This is a genomic window from Methanosphaera sp. ISO3-F5, from assembly GCF_034480035.2.
In the GTDB taxonomy this organism is placed as follows: domain Archaea; phylum Methanobacteriota; class Methanobacteria; order Methanobacteriales; family Methanobacteriaceae; genus Methanosphaera.
The window spans coordinates 54,749-78,635 of the sequence record NZ_CP118754.2 but is presented as its reverse complement, the minus strand read 5'-3'; the positions used below and the strand labels follow the sequence as shown (position 1 = coordinate 78,635).

Sequence of the window (23,887 nt, the reverse complement as noted above, 5' to 3'; positions counted from 1 at the left end):
ACCCTGGAAAAAAATAATATAATTAATAACACAGCTTTAAACATGTTTGAAGCAAGAGGAGAAATTGATCTAGTGGACAACGAGGTATATGATAACCAGGCCAGTGAAGAATTCTTCAAAGTAAATGGAAACGGAAAGTATGTGATAAATGGCAACACATTCCTAAGAAACAATATCACTAATTTAACCAGTAATTACTATGAAACATCCATACCTACAGATCCTATAAGAATTAATGCCTCAGTATCACCAAATTTCCTCGATGAAAGTGAAGTATCAGGTAAAATAGTGTTAATTGAAGGTGAAACAAGAAATGAATATACTCCAGAAGAAGGCAAAGTATCAATACCATACAAGCCAACTTCAATGATTAATGAATTAACAATCAAGTACGTAGACGAAAGAGACAATTATATTGAAGAAGAAAACACGCTAACAATGATACAAAAAGCAAGCACATACATAAAATATGAAATAATCAATAATTCAGAGGGTAACGTGCAAATAAACATCACAGTAATGGACCCAACAAATAACATGCCAGTAGAAGATGCATTAATAGAAATCAGTGGCGATATAAACAGAAACATATCCAACGGATTAATGACAGATACAACACTAACAAAAGGAAAATACACTATAAAAGCCGAATTTAACGAAACAGAATATTATAAATCATCAGAGACAACAATCAATCTCAACATAGAAGAAGATAAAGACAAGATAATCACAGAACTAAAAGAACAAATAAACAACTTAACAAGCCAAAACCAGAACATAACAAATCAATTAACAGAAGCAAACCAGAAAATAAACAACTTAACAAATGCCAACAAAGAATTAACACAAAAACTAGAAGAAACCAACAAAGCAATAAACGAACTTAACAACACCATACAAGACCTTACAAAACAGTTAAAAAACAAAAATGATGAAATAGAAAAATTAAACACTATAATACGTGAACTAACTAAACCACCAGTAAACACAAAGATAACAATCAACACAATAGAATCAAGTGTAGGAAGCATAACAAAAATAACAGCAAACATAAAAGATGCAAACAATAACATAGTAAATGGCGGAAGAGTAGTATTCAAAGTAAACGGGAAAACCCTGAAAGATGAAAAAGGAAACATAATCTACGCAGATGTAAGTAAAGGTGTGGCAAGTATAAATTATAAAGTGCAAAGTGTATGGATGAAAAACACTACCTACGTGGAAGCAGTATATACTGGAAGCGAAAAATACACATCAAGTCGAGCAAATAAGACAGGCATACTAAATATCAGCAAAGGAAAAGCCACGATAACCCTTGATAAGAAAAGTATAACCGCTAAGGCAGGACAAACAATCACACTAAGAGCAAAAGTACTCGACAGTAATGGTGACCGTGTAAACAATGATAAAGTAGTATTCAAAATAAATGGTAAAACACTTAAAGATGCTAAAGGTAAAGCACTCTATGCAAAGGTTATTGATGGTGAAGCAGTACTGGATTATACAATTCCATCAGATTACAGTGCAAAAACATATACTATAACTGCAGTGTTTGGAGGAAACTACTACCAGAGAACCGAAACCAATGGCAGCATTAAACTAGAGAAAAAAGCAGTATTCATTACTCCTGATAGTGTAACAACTAAGAACAAGAAAACTACTGTTAAGGCAACTATTCGTGATGAAACAGGAAAACTATTAGTATCCACTACTAAATTGGCATTGAAAGTTAATGGTAAAACATTATTAAATAATGTTAAGAGTAATAAGGGTAAGGTAAGTGTTTCATTTACCAGTACTTTAAGGCCTGGTATGTATGAATTAATAATTATTAGTGGTGAAAATAGTTTATACAAAAAAGGAACTAGTTTCACAGTATTAAAAGTCTAAATAATGGTGCCCTTGCACTTTTTTGTAATAGATTTGTTTTTCTACAGAGGAAAGGATGAATTTTCTTCATCCTATTATCCTCTCACACCTCTTTTATTTCATTTTTTTACTCTTTTTTATTCTATTTTTAATATTTGATCTATAATATGGTGCTTATCCTTTTCTCCTATTATTTTTAAAGATTCACTAATTTTAGTCTGTTTAATATTTTTTATTATAAATTATAAACAGGGTAGAATATTATAGTAATCTATTATAAAATGATCAATATCTGTAACATGATGAAGAAGGACAGAAAATATGGATAAATTTAAAGAAAAACGTTTTATCTTATTTAAATATTTGTACTATCCCTCTATTAATTACCTATAATTTCATTTATACTTAAAAGATATTAACTGATGAAGAATTTTATAATAGATATTGGGAATTATACCAGAAAACACTATGGGGATACAAAAATGCAAATGTAACATTCAACAGCACACTACAAGATGCAGATGGAAAACAACTAACAACCAACACAACAGCAAAAATTGACATATACACACTAAAAGACAATAAATACAACCATATAACAAGCTTTAATGCAAGCATAATAAATGGAAAACTAGAATACACCTATAACCTACCAGCAACACTAACAGATAACACATACACAGTAAATATCACAGCACATAGCAACAATGACTATGCAAGCAGTTATAAAACAGTAAACATGACACTAAACAATCGCCGAAGCTACATAACAGCATCCAACATCCAATCATACATAGACTCAAACATAATACTTAATGGAACAATCATGGATTCAATAACAAGAAACAAAGCAAATACAAATACACAAGTAGACATACTAATAGACAACAAGAAAATAACAACAATAAATGTGACAAAAGGAACATTCAAATACACACTAAAAAACAACTACACCAAAGGACAGCACAACATCACCTATAACTACAAAGGAGACAACATATACAATAATAGTAACAGAAGTGTTAACTTTACAAGCAACAAAAACACAATACGCATAACAGCAACACCAATAACCACGAAAATAGGCAACCAAATAAACATCAAAGCCAACATAACAAACACAAACGCAAGCTTAGTAAAAGACACAATAAAGGCAGACATACAATTAAACAACAAAACAATAGCAAATAATATAGACATCACCAATGGAATGTTAAGCTATAACTATACTATACCAGCAGGTACACAATCAAACAGTAAAATAACAATAAACATACAAGAAAGCAATAAATACAACCAACGCAATGCTACAACCACACTAAAAATCAACAAGGACTACCAATTTATCAACCTGGAAAAAACCACAATCACCACAAACAAAGGATCCAAGATAACAATAAACGGTAATATAACAGACAAAAACAAGAACCTAATAACAGGAAGTAAATTAAACATTAAAATAGCAGGAGCAGATATACCAACATCACCCCAAAAGATGGAAAATTCAATTATGAATACACAACAACACAAAACAAAGGAACATACGATATACTAATAACAGCACAAGAGACAGATAACTACCTCTATAATGCTAAGCATATGAGCTTGAAAGTATTATCATAATATTAAAATACTAACTTTAATCATAGTATTATATAGAATATGTTCAAGTCAGTGTGATACATATTTCAAAGGGTAATCATATAAAAAGGGTAGTATTTTTTATACTATCATAGTAATATGATTTAAAGTCTAATTTTAAATGAAATATTTCATTATACTTATTTTTTTATGAATTAATTTAGTTAATTAGTTTAGAAGTTGATTTTTCTAATTTTATCTGATTTTGGTAATAAACATTATTAAAAATAGTTATAGCTTTAAAATTATTTTTCCATATCTTATGTTTAATTAAAAAGGAAATTTAGACTTACATTCGTTTTTATGAAAAAATATATTTAAAAGTTTTATTATATATTAATTATAATAAAGTTATTATAAGAGTGATTTTTTATGAAAAATAGAATTGAAATTGCTCAAGAATTTGCAAATAAGATTAATAACAAATACATTGAAAGAATTGTACTTTTCGGATCTGTAGCCAGAGGTGAAGATAATGATGATTCAGATATAGATATATTAATTATTTCTGATAATCGAGAGCTGATTGAAGATAAAATATCTGATGAAAAATATGAAATTCTGGATAATTACAGAGAGTTAATATCCGCACATATAATTACTCAGAAACATTATGAGATTACAAAAGATTATTCATTTTTGACTAATATACGAAGAGAAGGGATTATACTTGCATAAAAAAGAAATTCATGATTTTAGAATTAAAGCTCAAAGAAAACTTGATTCTGGAAAATTATTATATGAAAATGGTTATTATAGTGAATCAATAACTCATTTTTTTTATGCTATGCTTTTAACAGCAAAAGCATTATTACTTACAAAAGATTATGAAACTGGAAAACAAAAAGGAATACTCGATGGACTTAATCAATATTTTGTTCATCAAGAAGGTTTTAATTTAACTATTTATAAAAATTTCGCTAGAACTCAAGATCTTAGACAAGAAGTAGATTATCAAGCACAAGATTATATCTCTGAAGAAATAGCATTAGAAAAGATGGAAGAATGCGAAGAATTCATAGCTGAATGTGAAAAATTCTTCTAACAAATATAAATATTATTTTTATTATTATAGCATAGATATGAAAATACAGGAAAAGAAAATAATCATTACTGCACAGATAGAAAATTCAACTATGAATACACAACAACACAAAACAAGGGAACATATGATATACTAATAACCTCATTAGAGACAGATAACTACCTGTATAATGCTAAGCATATGAGTTTGAAAGTAACCTCCTAATTTTTTATTTTTTTCTCGATGTCGTATATTTTTTACATACCTTTATATATGATGTCAAATAATCTTTACATATGTAAAAAATATTTTACATTTTTGATATCAAAATATTTTGTGCACAATAATATAAAAACAGGATTTGAATCAAAATTAGGAGATGTATAATCCATGACAGAATATGTTATTGAAACAAAAAACTTGACAAAAAAATATAAAGACAAAAAAGTAGTTAACAACATCTACATGAATGTAGAAAAGGGAAAAATATATGCTTTACTAGGAAAAAATGGGGCCGGAAAAACAACCACGATGCGAATGCTGTTAAACCTTGCAACAGAAACTAATGGTGAAATAATGCTCTTCGGAAGTAAACCAAACAATGAAACATACAAGAAAATAGGAGCTATAATTGAAACACCCGGATTCTATGAGAACCTTACGGCAGAAGAAAATCTGGAAATTATAGCTAAAATAAGAGGACACTACCAAAAAGAAAAGATAAAAGAAATATTACATACAGTATCATTAGATAATAGTAGAAAAGAATACAAAAATTTTTCATTGGGTATGAAGCAAAGATTGGGTATAGCAGCAGCAATAATGCATGAGCCCGAGCTGTTAATACTTGATGAACCCATAAATGGACTTGATCCCATAGGTATAAAGGAAATTAGAAGATTGTTAAAGAAAATGTCAAAGGAAAATAATACAACAATATTAATTTCAAGTCACATACTAAGTGAAATAGAAAACATTGCAGATGTAATTGGCGTAATGGATAATGGAAAACTAATAACTGAACTAACAAAAGAAGAATTACATGAACAGTTAAACAAAAACGTGGAATTTGAAGTTTCAGACATAGATAAAGCAACAACAATACTTGAAGATATGGGATTACATAAAATTACAGACTATAATATTGTTGAATCAAATACAATCTTTTTATACACAAATATTAACCTTAGAGATAAAATAAATGAAATATTTGTTAAAAATGATATACGAGTTAAGAAAATGAATTTAAATGAAGAAAACCTAGAAGAATATTTCACAAGAATAATAAACCCGATAGAATTAATAGCATGAAAAAAAGAGGTGATTATATAATGTACAATTTTATTGAAATAGAATTTTTAAAGCTTAAACGATCAAAGATATTTCTATTAACAATACTTGGAGCAATATTTCCATCATTTATTTTGTTTTTATCAGCAAAATTTGGGGAATTTTCACAAACTATATCATTAGAAACATTTCTACATCAAGTTTATATGTATACGAGTGTGATATTTGTAATCATGCTATTTACAATCATAATTTCATACTTATTTGGTAGAGAATATAATGAACATACCTTAAAAACTGTACTGACTGCCCCTACATCAAGAGAATCATTCATATTAGGTAAATATATCATGTTTCTTGTATGGGTTCTTATTATTACAGTAGTAACAATACTTTCAGCGTTGGCATTTGGATACTTAGCAGGAACAACAGAAATAACAATGAATGTTGTGCTTGAGAATTTTAAGCAGTTGTTGTTATGTAACATGTTATTATACCTTACATTCACACCATTAGTATTTATAACTATGAAAATAACTAATCTTGTACCTGCAATAATAGGAGGGGCTATGTTGACATTTACAAATATGATAATCACAGGAAGCAAATATGGAATGTACTTCCCATGGAGCTGTCCATATCTAATAACAAGCGGTGAAATAATAGAATACACTACAAACTATATCACATCATATCTTATAATACTAACAACATTTGTAATAGGATTGGCTGTATCATACATATACTTTATAAAAAAGGACGTACCATTATAATTTAAAAAAAAGTTCCATCTCATAAATTAAATTCTATTAAATACATATAAAAACAAAAATATGTTTAAGAAAGTATAGGGTTAAGAGTTATGAAAACAAGAATTAAATATTTAAGACAGGAGATCGGAATTACTCAGAAAGACTTTGCAGAAAAAGTTGGAGTTTCAAGACAAACAATAAACGCGCTTGAAAATGGAAAATACAATCCATCACTATTGGTGGCATATAAAATAACAAAATTATTAAACAAAGAACACATAGAAGAAGTGTTCATATTAGAAGATGAAAAAAAGGATGAAAAAAATGATATTTGATATATTAAAAGATGGACTGGAATATGTTGGAACAAACAAAAACCAGATAATACTATATTACATAGGAATACTCTTATTTCCCCTAATACTAATAGAAAGTTATTCATATCATATTATTGAAAACTGCATGGATGGGATGATAAACAATAAGGACAAACTACCAGACATTACTTTAAATACAGAAAAAATCATCAACGGATTAAAACTACTAATATTAAAAACACTCTATTTCCTGCCTGAAATCATTATAATATTAATAGCATTTAATCTAGAAAGAGTAGATTATTACACCCTATTTACAATATTAATCGTACTATCATTATTAAGCTACTACCTCTCCCAAATTGCTACCGTTCTTATGATAGACAATAAACAGTTCAAAGAAGGATTTAACTTTTCAAAGATCTTTGAAATTATTAAATCAGTTGGAATAACATACATTGAATTCATAATAGCAACATTTATAATGATTCTTGGAATTATAGGAGTAACATTAATAGTAATAATGACTATAATGTTTCTAGGAAACTTTTCAAGCATACTAATAAACATATTCATAATTCTAATGATAATACTCTTCTTTGTATTCCTTGTTGTGATGATACCATCCTACGTGTTATTAAAAAACAGAGCAATAGTCTCCATATATAATCTAAAATAAGAGATAGATAAATCATTACTAGATATAATATATTAAATTTTTATATGTATCTTTAAATAAAAGTAAACATTAGTAATTAGAAGTTTATGCATACTTAATCAAGCAATTTCTAATAATTTTACGAGGAAATATAGAGAATTGTAACTGTTAGAATTCTCATGAGTAAGAACTCTAGTAAGACTCTACACTATCTTAAATAATTTAAGAATATTTACCATCTTAATAATATTTAAGAATAATATTACTACTGTGGAGATTGATTTGTACATAACAATCATCTCAACTAACAATCACTAAATAATTTAGGGAAAAATTAGTTTTAGAAGAGATGTTAGACTTACTTTACTCAACAGAAGAGATTATCATATACAAGATAATCTTCTAATTACTAATTTAAATAATAACTTCCATGATTATTATTAATGATACTGAATTATTCATGATATTTATGATAGCCTTAGACGAAAATAAATGAGGATGTACTTTAAATTTATAATATATTTATGATTGTTATAATTTTGTCCTTTTTACTTGTTTTTTATGGTACTTTTATTTTTACTTCGTTATACCGAACTATAACAAAAAAAATTATTACCAAAAACTTGTAGCACAAAAACATAAAGTAGCACAAAAAATTATAAATGTGCTACGAAATATATATGTAGCACACCATTTTAACATTATTGTAGCACAAAACATAACTGTAGCACACGACAATCAAACACACAAAAATGTGGAACAAAAAACAAAATGTAGCACAAAAAAAATAGAACCCATAAAAAAATAATAAAAAMCAAAAAAAAACGTAATATACATCAAATCCTATTTGAAAAAAATAACTAAATTATTCCATTTAAGTTTTGGTTTGTTCCCCAAGGTAATGTATTCATAATTGTACCTCCAAAGAATTTATTATAAAAAGTAATACATCACATATATATTATAAAATCCAATACATTTAATAATATATTATATTAACTAATACTAGATAACTATGTATTGGAGCTTATGTTTTTTTCGTTATAGTTCTCTATAACGAAACACAAAAAAAGAGAAAAAACTTTATTATTAGGGGATAAACTACACTTAAGGTGTGTTTGGCTTAAAAAAAAGGGGAAGACGGGAATATAATAAACTATATACTCTTAATATTTTACATTATATTTAGCCAGTAACTTTAAATGTAGTTTTAGTTGTTGTATTATAGTAATAACTGTTACCCTTGTATGTAACAGTAATGTTGTTTACCCCAGTTTTCATAGTCTTATATTTTAGTGTATATACTCCTTTATTGTCTGTTTTTGCAGAGTATATTTTTCCATTAATATTTAATGATAACTTTGTATTAGCTAATTTCTTTCCAAACTCATTGGTAAAATTACCAGTGACTTTTACAGTACTTCCTTTATTTGTTGTTGCAATCTTCTTAACTGTTATCTTAGTCCTTAATTGTTCTATCTGAGTTTTCTGTGTTGATTTAATGTTTATTATGTTCTTGTTGCCCTTGTTGTAGATAGCTCCACCATATCTGCTATTTTTATATTTTATTGGTGAAACTGTTATGTTACAGTCTTTTCCCTTGTCTAATACGAGTCCATATTTATTGTTTGCACTGTTATAATCAAATGTTCCTTTTATAATTGCAGTGGATCCATTATTATAAACTGCTCCACCATAAGTTTTAGCCTGATTTTTGATGAATTTACTGTTTATTCGTATGCCTTTTCCATTTCTTTCAATGAATATAGCTCCACCACGTCGAGCTTGATTATTTTTGAAGGTTGCATATATTTTATTTGCACTGTATCTTGTGTCGTCCTGTGTTGTGTATGATAGGCAGATAGCTCCTCCTATATTTTTTGCTTGATTATTATTGAATGTGTCCTTGTTTATTTTAAGTTTACCATTTAAGTTGTAGATTGCTCCACCATCGGCTGCTTTGTTATTGTTTAATTTACAGTCTATTATATTAAGATCACCATTATCGTAGTATAACTCACTGTATACTGCTCCCCCATTTTCTCCTGCAAAGTTGTTGTTCAGGTTGGATTTTGTAATTTTTAGTATTCCATTGAAGTTGTTATCTATTGCACCACCCCTATGTGCTTTGTTGTAGTTTAGATTGGACTGTGTGATGGTTATGTTTCCTACTCGGGTGTTTTCTATTGCTCCTCCATCTTCGTCTGCAATGTTATTGTTCAGGGTACTGTTGGTTATTGTTATAATGTTGGTATTATAGACTGCTCCTCCCTCAAATGCTTTGTTGTTGTTTATTGTTGATTTTGTAATAATTACTTCACCAGAGTTTTCTATTGCTCCCCCACTTTGATCTGCCGTGTTATTGTTTATTGTGGAGTTGGTTATAGTTAATGTGTTCGTGTTTTCTATTGCTCCAGCATAGTATGCAGTGTTACTGGTTATTGTTGATTTTGTTATTGTTAGTTTTCCAGTATTAAATATTGCTCCTCCGATAGTATCATGATTTCCGTTGTTACTTAGAGTGGATTGGCTTATGGTTAGTTTTCCATTATCGTTGTATATGGCTGCCCCTTCACTTGCTTGGCAATTAATTATCTTAATGTTGTTAATCTTTATGTTCTGGTTTTCGTTAATTTTTAGGAATTGATATTTTTGTTGACCGTTGATTGTTTTTCCTTTACCGTTTATGGTTAATTGGGTGATTGCTTTATTTAATCTTGTGTTGCTTGTGAGTTTTATGTTGGAGTTTATGTTTAGGGTTAATGTCTGGTATTTATTGCTTGTTAGTGTGTTATGTAGTGTCTGGTAGTTGTTTATGTTTATTGTTTTTGTTGCCGTTTTTGTTGACTGGTTTTCTCTGATCTGTTTTTTTATTTCCTTGTTTATATTTGTTACAGTGGATGTTTGTTCTTCGCTTATTGTGCTGGTTGTATCTTTGTCTTTTAGTGTTTTGTTTGTTTCTGTTGCACTAGCTATTCCTATTAGTAGCAAGGTTAATAGTAGTAGTATGAATACTTTTTTGATGTTTTTATTTATCATTATTATTTTCCTCCTTTAAATTTTAGATTTATATGTATTGGTATGTTTTTTATCGTAATTATTGTTATTGTATGATGTATTGTTTATTTTTGGAGTTTATGTTTATTTGCTTATCAGTTTTTTTTATTGTGCTATAATTAAAATTTGTTCTACAAAATACATAAAAATGTGCTACACATATAATTTGTGCTACACAATAATTATAAACAATTTAGAATAATATTAAAATCCTAAAAAAATAATTAGATAAAACTTAAAATTATGATATTTAACATAAAAAGAGAAAAAAAATTATTTAAAACGCTAAAAATAACATATTACAAAAACGAATTTATGCCAACACTCACATTTTAGAAAAAAAATATAATATTCTTCCCATTTATATATCTAATAAAGGAATATCGGATTTAGACACTTTAATAGTTCAAATAGTAGAAACAATACTTAATAAGATTTCGGATAAGAAATGGTCCAATAAGATAACCTCTTTTTTTGGAGAGAATATTGAAAGTGTAGGATTCATGAATCTGTCATTCAAATTAAAACCAAAAGATGATGACTACATTGATGGAATACTTAGACATTTTGATAAATTTATAAAGGATATTGTTGATAATATTGAAGATTATGAAGGTTTATTAATAATTATTGATGATGTAAATGGATTAAGCCAAAAAGCAGATTTTTCAAATTGGTTTAGAAGAATTTATCACCAATTAACATTTGAATATTCTGGTGAAATTCCATTAGGATTTATCTTAACAAGTTTTCCCGAAGTATTATTCAAACTACAGAAACATAATGAATCTTTTGCTCGTTTATTTAACCATTTTGATTTAACATATCTGGATCTTAATGATGTAGAAAAATTCTACAAGGATAAATAATAGTGTTGGAATACTAGTAAATGATGATGTGCTAGAATTAATATCCAAGGTATACTTTTGGATTGCCATTATTAATGCAAGAAATAGGAGATAATATTTACTGGTTATGTGACGAGTCAAAACGTGTGAATATGTCATTAGCATTAACTGGTATCAAAGAAGCAAACAAACGAACATATACAAAGTACTTAAATCCAATAATAATAGATAAAAATTATCAAAAAATTCTGGATATAATAATTAAAAACATAGATGAAAACGATTTAACATCATTTGATGTAGAAGACTTTGAAGATAAACTAACAAATGAAGAGAAAACTGTACTGAAAGCATTCTTGTATATGGCATTGGATGATGATGTAATAACCAGAATTAATCTACAAATAAGTACAAATTCAAAAATCCGTTATACACCACATATCTTAAAATCAACCAACTCTAATAAAAATGGGAGGGGGGGATATTTTCTCTGGAGTAATAATTCATTCTCTCCCAAAAGATTAAATTATAAAAGTATTAAAGATATATACATGAAAGAAGATGCTATGAAAAAAATTAGTGTAGATGTATTGATGATTATAGCTATTATATTGGAATTTCTAAGTCTGCCAATATTGATACATGAAATTGTAGGAATTATATTATTATTTTTAATATTGGCACATTTAAACTTTAATCAAAAGTATTTTAAATCTATAACTAAAGGAAAATATACTCTTAAAAGAACAGTAAATCTTGTTATAAATATTGGTTTGTTGTTATCTCTTTTCACAACCATTATCTCCGGTATTTTTCTCAGTCAAAAATCCTTGAAGAGCATAAAAATTGGTGGCATGAAAATGTCTCATATTCATAAATCCGCTTCGGTTATTAGTCTTGTCTTTTTAGGATTTCATTTACTGACTACTCATAAAAAACTACTTAGTGGGTTAAAAAAGTTAAAATAATATCCACATATTATATGGATATTTAATATGGAGTTTTGTTTGGAAGTATTGACAAACTTTTATTTTATCCTATCTTTTTACTTTTAAATCTTCTCTTTTTTTATGAAGTTGTAAAATCGTATAGGCTTTTTTGAAAAAAAAATTTTCAAGTTTACTATTTTTTTTCTAAAGTTTTATAACTTTAATTTTATAATCAAAATAATTTCATTATTAAAAATAGCATATTTAAAATATTGGTTATTATTTCATGAATTTGAATTAAAATTAGCGTTAAATATATATTTAAAAAGAGATAGATAAGTATATATGCAAACTAAAAACGAATCTATCTCTAATAATAGTATACATTTCATTCAACTTAAACTTTTCGATTTTATGGCAATGCTATCAAGTTAAGGATTTCTTCTTTTTAATATCTTATTTTTCTATTTAATCACCATTTTTAACTTTATTTTTACTTAATTCTTCATATTATATTATTATACTTTATACTACTAATTGTTTTGTGGTTGTTCAGAATCCGGTTGATGTTTGGTTCTGATTTTTCTTTTTTGTGTTTGAAGTTGTGTGTTTTTAGAGTGTATGATTGGGTTTATTTACAAAAAAGAGTGTGTTCTTTGTTTCGTTTTGTTTTTATTGTTGTTTGTTTTTGTGTAGTTTTGAGAGAGAGTTATTGTGTGCAGTTAATTAGGGGCTTATAAATTTAGTGTTGTTTTGGGATTTTTTTTTAGATGTATGTGTTTAGATCTATGTTGTCTGTTTCTTTTAGTACGTTGCGGTGTGTCCAGCGTATTTGTGCTATTTTTATTGCTTTTTTGAGTCCTTGTAGTGTTTTATAGATTCTTTTTTGGCTTCGGGGTAGTGTGGTTCGGTAGTAGTTTTCTACTGTGTTGTTGGTTGCTGGTATTTCTTCATCAAGCAAGTGGTTTAACATGGTTTCTAGTTCGGGTTTGATTTTTTCTAGAAATTTTGTTATGTGTTTGTTTATTCCTTTTTTTTGGTTGTGTATGGTGTTGAATCGTCTTTTGGCTTCTTTGTATGTTTTTGCTGTGAATATTTTTTGTATGCGTTCTATGTCATATTGTATTTTCTTTAGTTGTTTATTGTTTTGTCGTATTTCTTTTTTGTGTGTGGATATTGCTTTTGTTAGTGTTTTAATTTTTTGTATTTGTGTGTTTGTTTTTTTATCTTTTAAAGGTATGCGTCCGGCGTATTTCTTTTTGTTTTGTTCTATGTTTTTTATTTTTGTTGTTTTACTGTTGATTTGTTCTTCTATTGTTTTGTTTTTTCTTCGTATTTTGTTGGTGTGTTTGTTTAGTGGTGTCATTAGGTTTTTCATTAAGTGGAAGTAGCATCTGTGGTGTATTGCTCCGGTTGCTTCTATTATTGTTTTGTAGCTTTTTCTTCCATCGGTTATTATTGCTTTGAGTGGTTGGGTGTTTATTGCTGTTTCTAAGAAGTTTTGTATAGTGTTATCATTAAATTCGTCCTGGGCTACTATGTATTCGTACATTATGAGTTTATTCAGATAATCTATTAATGTCATCCGTAGGTAGAGTTTTCTTTTAATAAAAACGTACTGTTCGTCATATGAATAAACTCCTGAGGGTTGTATGTTCATTTCTTTAATTTTTTGATATTGTTGTGATGCCAGATAATTCAGTAAGTCATTAGTACATTTTTGTTCATGATATAAAATAGTGTTACGTGGTATCTGTACTTCATACTGATCATAAATACTTTCTTTTTTATTTTGATATGATGAATATCCAATTAATGATTTTATTATTCCTTTATTACAGATACTTCTCATATAACTACAGAATTTATCTTTAAACTTAATAAGGGAGCTTATACAACTGCTTTTTTCACACTGATTATGAATATATTTTTGATATTTAACTTCCACATTTTTATTTAATCGAATACTTTTAGTACCATTACACGCTAATGGTTTTTTACAGACCTTACAAATAGGATTACGTTTAATAACACGTACTGGTAGGCCTTCTTGTAAAGCTATATCAATAATATCTTCAAAAACACGTGTTTGACAATCTTCATAAACTTGAACTTCATTAGTTTTACCACAAAAAATAATATCAAGTTCAAACATATTATCTTCAGTGGAGTTGAGAGTTTGTTTCATAATAGTATATATTACTCCACATCCTATATATACTATTTTATGAGCTTATTTTAAGAAATAATAAAATAATCGGGAGCATATTATATAATAAACATAGTATATCTCGGATTATTAAAATTTAAGCTTAAATCGTTATTTTATAAAAGATAGATTTGAAGTAATTGAAACAAAGTATAAACCAGAATTTTATGTTAAAGCTAAGAGGTTCTTTGAAAAAATCAGTTATACCTATGACTTGGCGGATGATATGAATTCCCTGTTAAGAAATAACTTTTTAATTTTCTATAAATCAATTATAAGCACTGAAACTATGACCAGTTTATAAGTAAAAAAATAAGATGTCGGTAATTTAATATTATAAAGAAGTTTAATACTAGGAGATTAATCATTTTAATCTCCTAATATGTTTAGGGTTCAGGGATCTTGCATTAGTATTTTATCTTTTTCATCAATAAATAGTATGGTCAGAATAAGTATGACCAGATGTAATACTAGTAAAATCAGGGAAGTCTGATTGAATGCTATGACTGAAGCAGTATTATGTCCTATGCTTCCTCCGGCCAGAATAGCCAGTATAACAATTCCCATTGATGATCCTATTGCTGCAAAAATCTGTCTTAAAGTATTGTTGACTGCAGTTCCATCTTCAACCTTGTCGGATACCATGGTTAAAGTCCATGTTGTTGCTGGCATCAGGATCAGACCTATACCTATATATCGTATTGACTGGGTTATGGTCATGAACTCGAAGGATGAATTCTGGGTATAGAACATCATAGTTATTATTCCTATAATGGATATGACACATCCTATAATCAGGACCTTCTTGATTCCTATCCTGTTTGTAAGTAATGGGCCGATTATATTGAAGACAATTATTAATAATCCACCTGGTAGGAGTACTGAAGCGGATATAATTGCAGAATTGTATGCTATTCCCTGTATGAATACTGGTAGAAGTGCGGTACATGCATTTAAACCTGCAAATAGAATGCAGATAACAGTTGTTCCAACCAGGAAATACTTGTTTTTAAGTACGGATAGGTTAACTAAAGGTTTTTCTAACTTAAATTGGCGTTTTACAAATAATATTATGGTTATGAATCCTATTATCATTGGTAAAATTACCCATAAGTGTGTGAATCCATAATCTGCAACATTTGTGAAACCAAGCATTACTCCTGCAAATCCTACTATTGACAATATAACAGAAAGGTAGTCCAATGGGTAATCTTCTGTTGGGGTATTGTCTTTTACAAATATTATTCCTAATATTATAAGGATTATTGTTGCTATTGTGAAGAATGAGAATAATTCTCTCCAGCCATAGAATGCTATGACAAATCCTCCTAAAAAGGAACCTATTACTGGTGCTATTGCCATTACCAGTCCATATACTCCCATATAGGTTTGCCATTTTTCTTCAGGGATGATTCTTAGCAGTAATATTTGGACGTATGGCATTATAACTCCGTTTCCAACTGCTTGAAGAATTCTGCCTATAATTAGAACTATCATTGAAGTTGAGAAATAACATATGATTGAGCCTATGAGAAATGTGATTAGGGAAAAGAAGAATATTGATCTTGCACTATATTTTCGTGATATGTATGCACTTAGGGGTATCATTACTCCTACTACTAGTAGGAATGCTGAGTATGACCATTGTGCCTGTGTTGATGATACTGAAAAGTCGCTCATCAGGTATACTATTCCTGTTGTGATGATTGATTGAGCTACTGTGAGTAGGCTTGCCGCTAATATAAACAGTATTAACAGTTGTTGTTTGTCTTTTAAATGTGTATTCATTTTTTTTTATTAACCTCCTATTTATGCTTATTCTGTTATGCTTATTATTTATTTTTTATGGATTATTTTTTCGTGTTTTAAATTGTTTTTTATTTTTTTTGTAGTTGTGTTTTTACTCATTTTTTTATTTAGGTTACTTATATAGGTAACCTATATAACATTTTTAGAACAAATATAATAACAAGAAAAAAAAGGTGGAAAAAAAATACTATCATGGTGGTGTGGCTATATGAACATAGAAGAACTACTAATAGAAAAAGACAATCTCATAAACATAGAATTTAACACAAGATCCAATGCAACCAAAAAAAATTATAACATCATAATCTCAAACTTCATAAGATGGTGCAAAAACAACAACCACACCTATATCACAGACGACAATAATAGGAAAATAATCAACTTATACCTGAATTACCTAATGACAAAAACAAACAACGTAACAAATGACAAACTAAGCAACTACACAATAAACCAATACATAAAAAAAGTATTATACTTCCTCAGATACTGCCAAATAAAAACAAACAAACCCAAACTCTTCAAAGGAGCATACAAATACAACGACAGAAAATACATAACAATACAAGACCTGGAAAAACTATTAGAAAACACCAAAGACCAAAGAGAAGAAATCATACTGAAAATATTATTCTACACAGGACTCAGAGTAAACGAACTAGTAAACATAAAAGTAACAGACTACCAACTATCACCAGAAGATGAAGAAAAAAACAAAATCCTAACAATAAAAGGAAAAGGAAGCAAAACAAGACACGTACTAATACCATACAAACTAAACAAACAAATAAAAACATACCTACAAAACGAACATAACAATCACCCATACCTAATAAACTCATATAGAAACAACAATAACAAGCCATTAACAACAAACCAGGTCAGATACTTGCTAAGAGACATCTGCAAAAAAACTGATATAAAATATAATACAAACTATACTGATTATGTAACACCACACGTACTAAGACACGCACATGCAATATACCTACTAGAAAACAATATAAGCCTAAACTCGCTACAAAACCTATTAGGTCACAGTAACCTAAGCACAACATCCATATATACAACAATCAATGACAACAAGGCAATATCCGAACTAAGTAACCTAAACCTATTTTAATAAAATGAGAAATATTTTTTTTCCAGTACTTTTTCCAAGCATGATAAAAAAAGGGTAAAATCAACAAGTACACCTATATCAAACATGACAAAAATGGGTAAGTAATAAAAAATTTTTACCCAAAAAATAAACAATACTCTCCACACATTTACACCCCCCGAAAAATAATATAATAAAAAGTTAATAACTCTTTTTGCATATATAATATTACCAAGAAAACGGATTCTAATGAAAAATATTATTATAATATAATAATTAAAGAAACCTAGATAAAAATAATAAAATATCATAAAAACTGATAAATATGATGATAAAATGGAAACATTTCCTAGTACTAACAGTACTGCTATTATTTCTAAGTATTAGTATAGTAAGTGCCACTAACAACACAACAAGCGAAACAACAAACACGATAGAAATAACCACACACAATCCAGAAAAAGTAGTAACAAGTACAGAAGTAAAACAAACCGAGAAAGAAAACAAGATTATAAATAAAAAAAACACAACACAAAACACAAAAACAGCACCCATAAGCATAAACAACTACACCACATTACACGAAACATTAACAAGCGACACATCAACCGAAGTAACAATTAACATAGAAAACAACATAATACTAGAAGGTACAACAACAATAAACAATACAATAAAAACATTAAACATTAACGGAAACAATAAAACAATCAACGGAGATGAACAATGGCAATTCATAAGTATTCCCTCCGGAACTATAGTAAACATCAATAACATAACAATAACCAACTGTAGGGCCAACGATAGTGGAGCAATAGAAAATCATGGAAACTTAACCATTACAAAAACAATACTTTTCAATAACACAGTTACAGAAAATGGTGGAGCACTAATAAACTATGCTGGAAACGTTAACATAACAGAAAGCATACTAATAAACAACACTGCACACCATAATGGAGGAGCAATAGATAACTCCGGAAATATGCTAGTATATAACTGTACATTAGATAACAATGATGCTAGCTTTGCAGGATCAATAATTAACAATGGAAACATAAGCATAACACAAAGTACGATAAAGAATAGTGATGCATTAATTGGTGGGGTAATAATTAACTCACACAGTACCAGTAATCTAATCATTACAAATTCCAACATATCAAACTGTCATGCAATTACTTATGATGGTGGAGCAATAGAAAATCATGGAAATTTAATCATAACACAATCAATACTAGACAACAACACAGCAAATAGGAATGGTGGAGCAATACTAAACACTGGAGGAAACCTAATCATAACAGATTCCAACATAACAAACAATCGAGTAACTAACCCAACAGGCTATGTAATAAATATAGCAAACAGTAAAACTGTAATCATAAAAGACAACATATTCATTAACAACACAGATAAAACCCGTGACATGCTATTTAGTGATGCCAGTGAAAGTGTCAGTCTTGATATTCATGGAAACACATATATTGACAACTATTTAGATGTAAATATTACTGGAGACAACGTTCAAAACATCACAACAACTACTAATATGACATTCAACTACCCAGTCAATGTTACTTTAAGAACAATATATAACACAACTGTAAACACTGGCTACTATACTGTTAAATCAGATAATATTGATACAAAAGCCATGATTCAATACGGTAATAGTATTGTAGAAATTGAAAACAGTAACTTATCAGTAAAAGATAATGTTATCGTATTAGAATATGTGGGTGAAGGAAACAACTATCAAAATGGACGATATAATTTTACAATACACAAAATTATCCCAACATACCTATCACTCGAGTTAAGCCCTAACAGTAAAGTAGATATTGGTGATAACCTTAAAATAACTGTTACTTTAGTAGATGACCAGATAAAAGCATTAGAAGGCCATGAAATAAGCATAATAATAAATGAAGAAAAGTATGATCTTAAAGGAAAGAATAAAACAGACACTAATGGTCAGATCATATTTTATTATCCAATAACAGAGTATACCATAAACGATATACCGGGTAAACTAAAAGTAATAGCAGAACACAATGAATACAATGAAACAACATACTATAATTCATCAAAAAATGAAGAAAAAACACTTACAATAAATCAGGTAGGAACACACATACAGGTAAGTGTAGACAACCATACAATGGAAGGAAAAAATGCAACAGTCAGCATAGAATTATATGAAAATTTAACTGAACAAAAAGTTGTAGGAGAAACAATAACCTATAATGTCACCGATGCAGATGGCAACACAATAATTGCTAATACAAATACTACAACAATAAGTACTGGTATTAAAATCATATTACCAGCACTTCCAAAAACTGGTTACAAACTTAACATAGAATATGCAGGTCAAGAAAAATACTATGCTACACGAGAATCTAAGGAAATATTACCAGATTATCATATTTCTAAATTAGAAGTAATCGTTGATGGCACTGCCCTTATTAATCAGACCAAAGAAGTTACCATAACATTAAAGGACAGCAACAACGAATACATAAAAGGCGAAAATATTGTATGGATAAAAATCAACAATGATAAGGAATATCCAGCAGTACTCTCAAATGGTATTATTAAATTTAATCAAACATACCCATATGCTGCTCGGATGAACATTACAGCAACATTCCAGGGAAGTGAACAATACGATGAAAGTCAAGCACAAGCACAATATACTGTAACAATATTACCAACAAAATAAGTGGCATGACTATAGAAAACAATAAAACAGTGAACACAACAATTATCCTAACAATCAATGACGAAATAGATAACAAACCAGTAAATGGTGGAAACATAACACTAACAGACAATAATGGCAAAGTTATCAGTCAAGCATCCGTAAATAACGGTAAGGCAACATTCACTATAACTACCTTAAAAGAAGGAGAACACAACCTAAAAGCAACATACAATGGCCATAAAAACATTTATAACACAACAAAAGACAATATAAAAGTCACAATAGAAAAAATAAAAACAGACATTACAGCAACAATAACAAACAATACAAAAGGAAATGTGACAGTAGAAATAAGAGCATTTGATGAATATTCAAGACCATTAAAAGACCATGAAGTAGAAGTAACACTACCAAACAAGACAAGCATTAAAACCAGCACAGACAAAAATGGAAAACTCATAATAACTGATCCTACAATAACAGAAGGAAACACGAAAATAACAGTAACGATAAAAGACACAGACGATATCATGGGAAGCACTAAAACAATTCCAGTAACAGTAATACCTGACTACCCAAAAATCATAGAAGAACTGAATAAAAGCATACAAGACCTAAACAAGACAATACAGGACAAAGAAAAAACCATAAGTAATCTAACCAAGACAATAAACGACCTTAATAAGACAATTAAAAACTTAAATAACACAGTAGAAGAACAGAAGATAAGTATAAACAATCTAACTAAGACAATACAAGACAAAGAAGAAACCATAAATAACTTAAACAAGACAATACAAGACCTGAAAGAAAACAATAAGAAATTAGAGGATGAAATAAACAAACTATCACAAGAACTAGACAAACTAGAACGTACAACAGTAATAACCGGAGAACAAAAAGGAAACACCGTAGGAAACACAACAATAAACGTAAAACTAGAAAACCAGATAAGAAATCCGATAAAAAATGCAACAGTAAAAGTACTGACAACAAACAAAACAATACTAGGACAAGCAAAAACAGATAATAATGGAAAAGCAACAATACCAGTAAATATGAACACTACACAACCAATAAACATAATCTATGAAGGAAACAGTCAATATACAAAATCAGAAAGCACACTCACAGTAATAGTGAACAAAATCAATGTCACAATAACATTAAGTCCTGTCAATGGAATAATAGGTGAAAACATAAAACTAACAGCACGTCTAAGAGACCAAAACGGAAATCCTGTAAATGGAGGAAACCTGGTATTCAAACTCAACGGTAAAACACTAAGAAATGATGGCAGATTTGACAGCAAAGCACCAGCAATGAAATTCAAAGTAGTAAACGGACTAGTAACATACACAATCAAAGCAGACCTCTACATAAGAAACACTAAAAACCTAACAGCAGCATATAGTGGAACATACAAATACAAAGAAGCAAAAAGCAGCACAGTAACTGCCCAGATCAAGAAACGAAACGCTAAACTAACATTAACCACAACACCAAAAACACAGCAACAATACAATAAGATAACATTCACGGCAAAACTAGCCGACACAACACCAAACACCAATAACACTACAGCAATGAGCACAAATACCAAAGTAATTTTCAAAGTAAACGGTAAAACAATAAAAGACAAGACAGGAAAGAACCTGCAAGTAAAAGTGGTTAACAATACTGCAACCTACAAGTACACTGTACCAGCAGGTATGGGTGGAATCAATAAGGACGGGTCAATACGTGACTACAAGGTAGAAGCAGTACTCATAAGTGACATATACTATCCAGACACAAAAGACGATGCAACATTCAATGTAGAGAGAAAACCGGTGAAAATCAATATAACTCGGACAAGCATTAACAGTAAAAACGTGTTAAATGTACAGGCAACAATCAAAGACTTCAAATGCAATAAGATCATCGGATCAAATAATGTTGCCCTTAAAATTAATGGTAAATCCTATATTAATCCGGCAACTGGTAAAGTAAAATACTGGAGTGTTAAAAACGGAGTAGTAAACCTTAAGGGTATACAAGTAAATACGTCAATCACTGTTAAAAAGGTAATGCTTGTTACTGGTGATAGACAGGCTTACCTTGGAGGCAGAACGGAAACTACAAAGATCATAAAAGCTTAAGATTATTACCTGTATAATAATATAAGCATCATAACCTCCCACATTTAACCCCCTTTTTTTCTTTAATCATATTTTATAGAATATATATTATATTCTCTTCTTATCAAGCATATTTTAGTTCAAACTAGTGATTTTATTAATAATAAACATTTTTCAATACTAAATGTCAACATGGGGTCAAACCATTATTAAATATTTATAATATCAGATACATAATAAATACAAGAGAGTGTTATTATGGATAAACGTCTAAGAATTGCTCAAGAATTTGCAAATAATATTAAAAATAATGAAATTAAAAGGATAATACTTTTTGGATCAGTTGCAAGAGGCGAAGATAATGACGACTCAGATATAGACATATTAATAATTTCTAACAATCAAGAAAATCTAGAAGATAAAATTTCTGAAGAAAAATATAATATTATAACAAAATACAGAGAATTAATATCAGCACATGTAATAAGTGAAAAACACTATGAGGAAACAAAAAATTATTCTTTTTTAACCAATATAAGAAATGAAGGGATTATACTTGGATGAACAAGAAATAAATGATTATAAAATTAAAGCACAACGAAAACTTGATTCTGGAAAACTATTATATGAAAATGGATATTATAGCGAGTCAGTAACTCAATTTTTTTATGCTATGCTTCTAATAGCAAAGGCATTACTATTAACAAGAGATTACGTAACTGGAAAACAAAAAAGAATAATTGATGGTATTAACCAAATTTTTGTTCTAAAAGAAAATTTTAATAAGAATATTTTTAAAAATTTTGCTAGAACACAAGATCTTAGACAAACAATAGATTATGAAGCAAGAGATTATATTACTCAAGAAATTGCATTCGAAAAAATGAAAGAATGTGAAGATTTCATAAAAGAATGTGAAAAATTTTTTTAATTCTATATATATCTAATCTTATATTATGAAATTATCTTTTTTCAATTTTTAACATTTGAGGTAACTGTTGGTAAAATTTGTTTTTCAAGTGTGTGATTAGTTTTGAGAGTATTCCTTCTTCTATTTTGTATTTTCTTTTTTCTGATTTTTGTAATGACGGTTTACTATTTTAGTCAATTTTAATGACTGCATTATTCATATTATATAAATGTATTTTTTTATCAAAAATATCTATTATTATATGAACATTATACTAATTTGTTTCGGCTAAGGAAGGTGTGACAAAGAATTATTACTATAATAAATATTTATAAGATGCTGTTAATTGTTTCTATGATTTTTAATTTGAAGTATGCGTAATTGTTGAGTTATACGGATTTACTATAGTTTATACTTGCTTGTTAAGCGGTAAATTTTTTTGATAATTAGTTTAATTTATTGAAGTAGAAATTGCTTTTCATGTGCTTGATTATATTTTTTTTGTGCTATGTTTTTTGTGTGTTTTTTACTTCGTTATAGAAGACTATAACGAACTAAAAATATACCTCTGATAAAACTTGAAGAAAAAAATGAAAAAAAGTAGATTTAAATTTTTATTTCTCCAACATACAATTTATCTTA

General features: G+C 28.6%; 18 protein-coding genes. 15 read left to right on the top strand and 3 right to left on the bottom strand.

All coding sequences use genetic code 11. From position 1 onward, the window contains the following. The first annotated feature begins 72 nt into the window (after positions 1-72). From PXD04_RS23030 to PXD04_RS22995, 8 genes are all read left to right on the top strand, one after another. A complete protein-coding gene (locus tag PXD04_RS23030; RefSeq protein WP_323737576.1) occupies positions 73-1,890 on the top strand; it encodes a hypothetical protein in 1,818 nt (605 codons plus the stop codon). 718 nt (positions 1,891-2,608) lie between these two features. Beyond that, positions 2,609-3,424: a hypothetical protein gene (locus PXD04_RS23025; RefSeq protein ID WP_323737575.1), complete on the top strand. Its 816-nt coding sequence runs from the start codon at positions 2,609-2,611 to the stop codon at positions 3,422-3,424. 458 nt (positions 3,425-3,882) lie between these two features. Next, complete coding sequence (locus PXD04_RS23020) at positions 3,883-4,188, top strand: nucleotidyltransferase domain-containing protein (protein WP_323737574.1); 306 nt, start codon at positions 3,883-3,885, stop codon at positions 4,186-4,188. Further along, entirely contained in the window at positions 4,181-4,555 is a 375-nt protein-coding gene (locus tag PXD04_RS23015) for a HEPN domain-containing protein (protein ID WP_323737573.1), read from the top strand. Before PXD04_RS23020 ends, PXD04_RS23015 begins: the two co-directional genes overlap by 8 nt. Before the next feature lie 369 nt (positions 4,556-4,924). Next, positions 4,925-5,845, top strand: a complete 921-nt coding sequence (locus tag PXD04_RS23010) for an ABC transporter ATP-binding protein (RefSeq protein ID WP_323737572.1) — start codon at positions 4,925-4,927, stop codon at positions 5,843-5,845. A 20-nt stretch (positions 5,846-5,865) separates the two neighbouring features. Beyond that, on the top strand, positions 5,866-6,597 hold the full coding sequence (locus PXD04_RS23005; RefSeq protein WP_323737571.1) for an ABC transporter permease: 732 nt from the start codon (positions 5,866-5,868) through the stop codon (positions 6,595-6,597). 89 nt (positions 6,598-6,686) lie between these two features. Further along, positions 6,687-6,911 (top strand): helix-turn-helix transcriptional regulator, encoded by a 225-nt coding sequence (locus tag PXD04_RS23000; RefSeq protein WP_274870794.1) that lies wholly within the window; start codon positions 6,687-6,689, stop codon positions 6,909-6,911. Next, positions 6,901-7,572 carry a DUF4013 domain-containing protein gene (locus PXD04_RS22995; RefSeq protein WP_323737570.1) on the top strand — a complete coding sequence of 224 codons (672 nt, stop codon included), beginning with the start codon at positions 6,901-6,903 and terminating at the stop codon, positions 7,570-7,572. The genes PXD04_RS23000 and PXD04_RS22995 overlap by 11 nt, the downstream gene beginning before the upstream one ends. 1,164 nt (positions 7,573-8,736) lie before the next feature. Here PXD04_RS22995 and PXD04_RS22990 read toward each other — a convergent pair. Continuing rightward, positions 8,737-10,590 carry a right-handed parallel beta-helix repeat-containing protein gene (locus PXD04_RS22990; protein ID WP_323737569.1) on the bottom strand — a complete coding sequence of 618 codons (1,854 nt, stop codon included), beginning with the start codon at positions 10,588-10,590 and terminating at the stop codon, positions 8,737-8,739. A 521-nt stretch (positions 10,591-11,111) separates the two neighbouring features. Here PXD04_RS22990 and PXD04_RS22985 point away from each other — a divergent pair. After that, positions 11,112-11,477 (top strand): hypothetical protein, encoded by a 366-nt coding sequence (locus PXD04_RS22985; protein ID WP_323737568.1) that lies wholly within the window; start codon positions 11,112-11,114, stop codon positions 11,475-11,477. 74 nt (positions 11,478-11,551) lie between these two features. Further along, positions 11,552-12,424, top strand: a complete 873-nt coding sequence (locus PXD04_RS22980; RefSeq protein WP_323737567.1) for a cytochrome b/b6 domain-containing protein — start codon at positions 11,552-11,554, stop codon at positions 12,422-12,424. Between the two features lie 727 nt (positions 12,425-13,151). On the opposite strand, the gene PXD04_RS22975 is transcribed toward PXD04_RS22980, so the two are convergent. After that, positions 13,152-14,573 carry a hypothetical protein gene (locus PXD04_RS22975; RefSeq protein WP_323737335.1) on the bottom strand — a complete coding sequence of 474 codons (1,422 nt, stop codon included), beginning with the start codon at positions 14,571-14,573 and terminating at the stop codon, positions 13,152-13,154. A 414-nt stretch (positions 14,574-14,987) separates the two neighbouring features. Next, positions 14,988-16,382 carry an MFS transporter gene (locus tag PXD04_RS22970; RefSeq protein WP_323737566.1) on the bottom strand — a complete coding sequence of 465 codons (1,395 nt, stop codon included), beginning with the start codon at positions 16,380-16,382 and terminating at the stop codon, positions 14,988-14,990. Positions 16,383-16,611: 229 nt separating this feature from the next. On the opposite strand from PXD04_RS22970, the gene PXD04_RS22965 reads away from it, so the two are divergent. From PXD04_RS22965 to PXD04_RS22945, 5 genes are all read left to right on the top strand, one after another. Then, entirely contained in the window at positions 16,612-17,526 is a 915-nt protein-coding gene (locus tag PXD04_RS22965) for a tyrosine-type recombinase/integrase (protein WP_323737565.1), read from the top strand. Between the two features lie 304 nt (positions 17,527-17,830). Continuing rightward, positions 17,831-20,233, top strand: coding sequence for a hypothetical protein (locus tag PXD04_RS22960; protein ID WP_323737564.1), 2,403 nt, complete (start codon positions 17,831-17,833; stop codon positions 20,231-20,233). A gap of 5 nt (positions 20,234-20,238) precedes the next feature. Next, positions 20,239-22,356 (top strand): Ig-like domain repeat protein, encoded by a 2,118-nt coding sequence (locus tag PXD04_RS22955; protein ID WP_323737563.1) that lies wholly within the window; start codon positions 20,239-20,241, stop codon positions 22,354-22,356. Positions 22,357-22,593: 237 nt separating this feature from the next. Continuing rightward, positions 22,594-22,899 (top strand): nucleotidyltransferase domain-containing protein, encoded by a 306-nt coding sequence (locus PXD04_RS22950; RefSeq protein WP_323737562.1) that lies wholly within the window; start codon positions 22,594-22,596, stop codon positions 22,897-22,899. Then, positions 22,892-23,266, top strand: coding sequence for a HEPN domain-containing protein (locus tag PXD04_RS22945; protein ID WP_323737561.1), 375 nt, complete (start codon positions 22,892-22,894; stop codon positions 23,264-23,266). Before PXD04_RS22950 ends, PXD04_RS22945 begins: the two co-directional genes overlap by 8 nt. Positions 23,267-23,887: the final 621 nt, after the last annotated feature.

Excerpts from the sequence above, each read along its gene's own strand:
- PXD04_RS22955 (WP_323737563.1), top strand. The coding sequence starts at position 20,239 with ATGACTATAGAAAACAATAAAACAGTGAACACAACAATTATCCTAACA.
- PXD04_RS22980 (WP_323737567.1), top strand. The coding sequence starts at position 11,552 with ATGCAAGAAATAGGAGATAATATTTACTGGTTATGTGACGAGTCAAAA.
- PXD04_RS22960 (WP_323737564.1), top strand. The coding sequence starts at position 17,831 with ATGATGATAAAATGGAAACATTTCCTAGTACTAACAGTACTGCTATTA.
- PXD04_RS22975 (WP_323737335.1), bottom strand. The coding sequence starts at position 14,573 with ATGAAACAAACTCTCAACTCCACTGAAGATAATATGTTTGAACTTGAT.
- PXD04_RS22970 (WP_323737566.1), bottom strand. The coding sequence starts at position 16,382 with ATGAATACACATTTAAAAGACAAACAACAACTGTTAATACTGTTTATA.
- PXD04_RS23010 (WP_323737572.1), top strand. The coding sequence starts at position 4,925 with ATGACAGAATATGTTATTGAAACAAAAAACTTGACAAAAAAATATAAA.
- PXD04_RS22965 (WP_323737565.1), top strand. The coding sequence starts at position 16,612 with ATGAACATAGAAGAACTACTAATAGAAAAAGACAATCTCATAAACATA.
- PXD04_RS23005 (WP_323737571.1), top strand. The coding sequence starts at position 5,866 with ATGTACAATTTTATTGAAATAGAATTTTTAAAGCTTAAACGATCAAAG.
- PXD04_RS22995 (WP_323737570.1), top strand. The coding sequence starts at position 6,901 with ATGATATTTGATATATTAAAAGATGGACTGGAATATGTTGGAACAAAC.
- PXD04_RS23025 (WP_323737575.1), top strand. The coding sequence starts at position 2,609 with ATGACACTAAACAATCGCCGAAGCTACATAACAGCATCCAACATCCAA.
- PXD04_RS22950 (WP_323737562.1), top strand. The coding sequence starts at position 22,594 with ATGGATAAACGTCTAAGAATTGCTCAAGAATTTGCAAATAATATTAAA.
- PXD04_RS22990 (WP_323737569.1), bottom strand. The coding sequence starts at position 10,590 with ATGATAAATAAAAACATCAAAAAAGTATTCATACTACTACTATTAACC.
- PXD04_RS22985 (WP_323737568.1), top strand. The coding sequence starts at position 11,112 with ATGAATCTGTCATTCAAATTAAAACCAAAAGATGATGACTACATTGAT.
- PXD04_RS23020 (WP_323737574.1), top strand. The coding sequence starts at position 3,883 with ATGAAAAATAGAATTGAAATTGCTCAAGAATTTGCAAATAAGATTAAT.
- PXD04_RS23000 (WP_274870794.1), top strand. The coding sequence starts at position 6,687 with ATGAAAACAAGAATTAAATATTTAAGACAGGAGATCGGAATTACTCAG.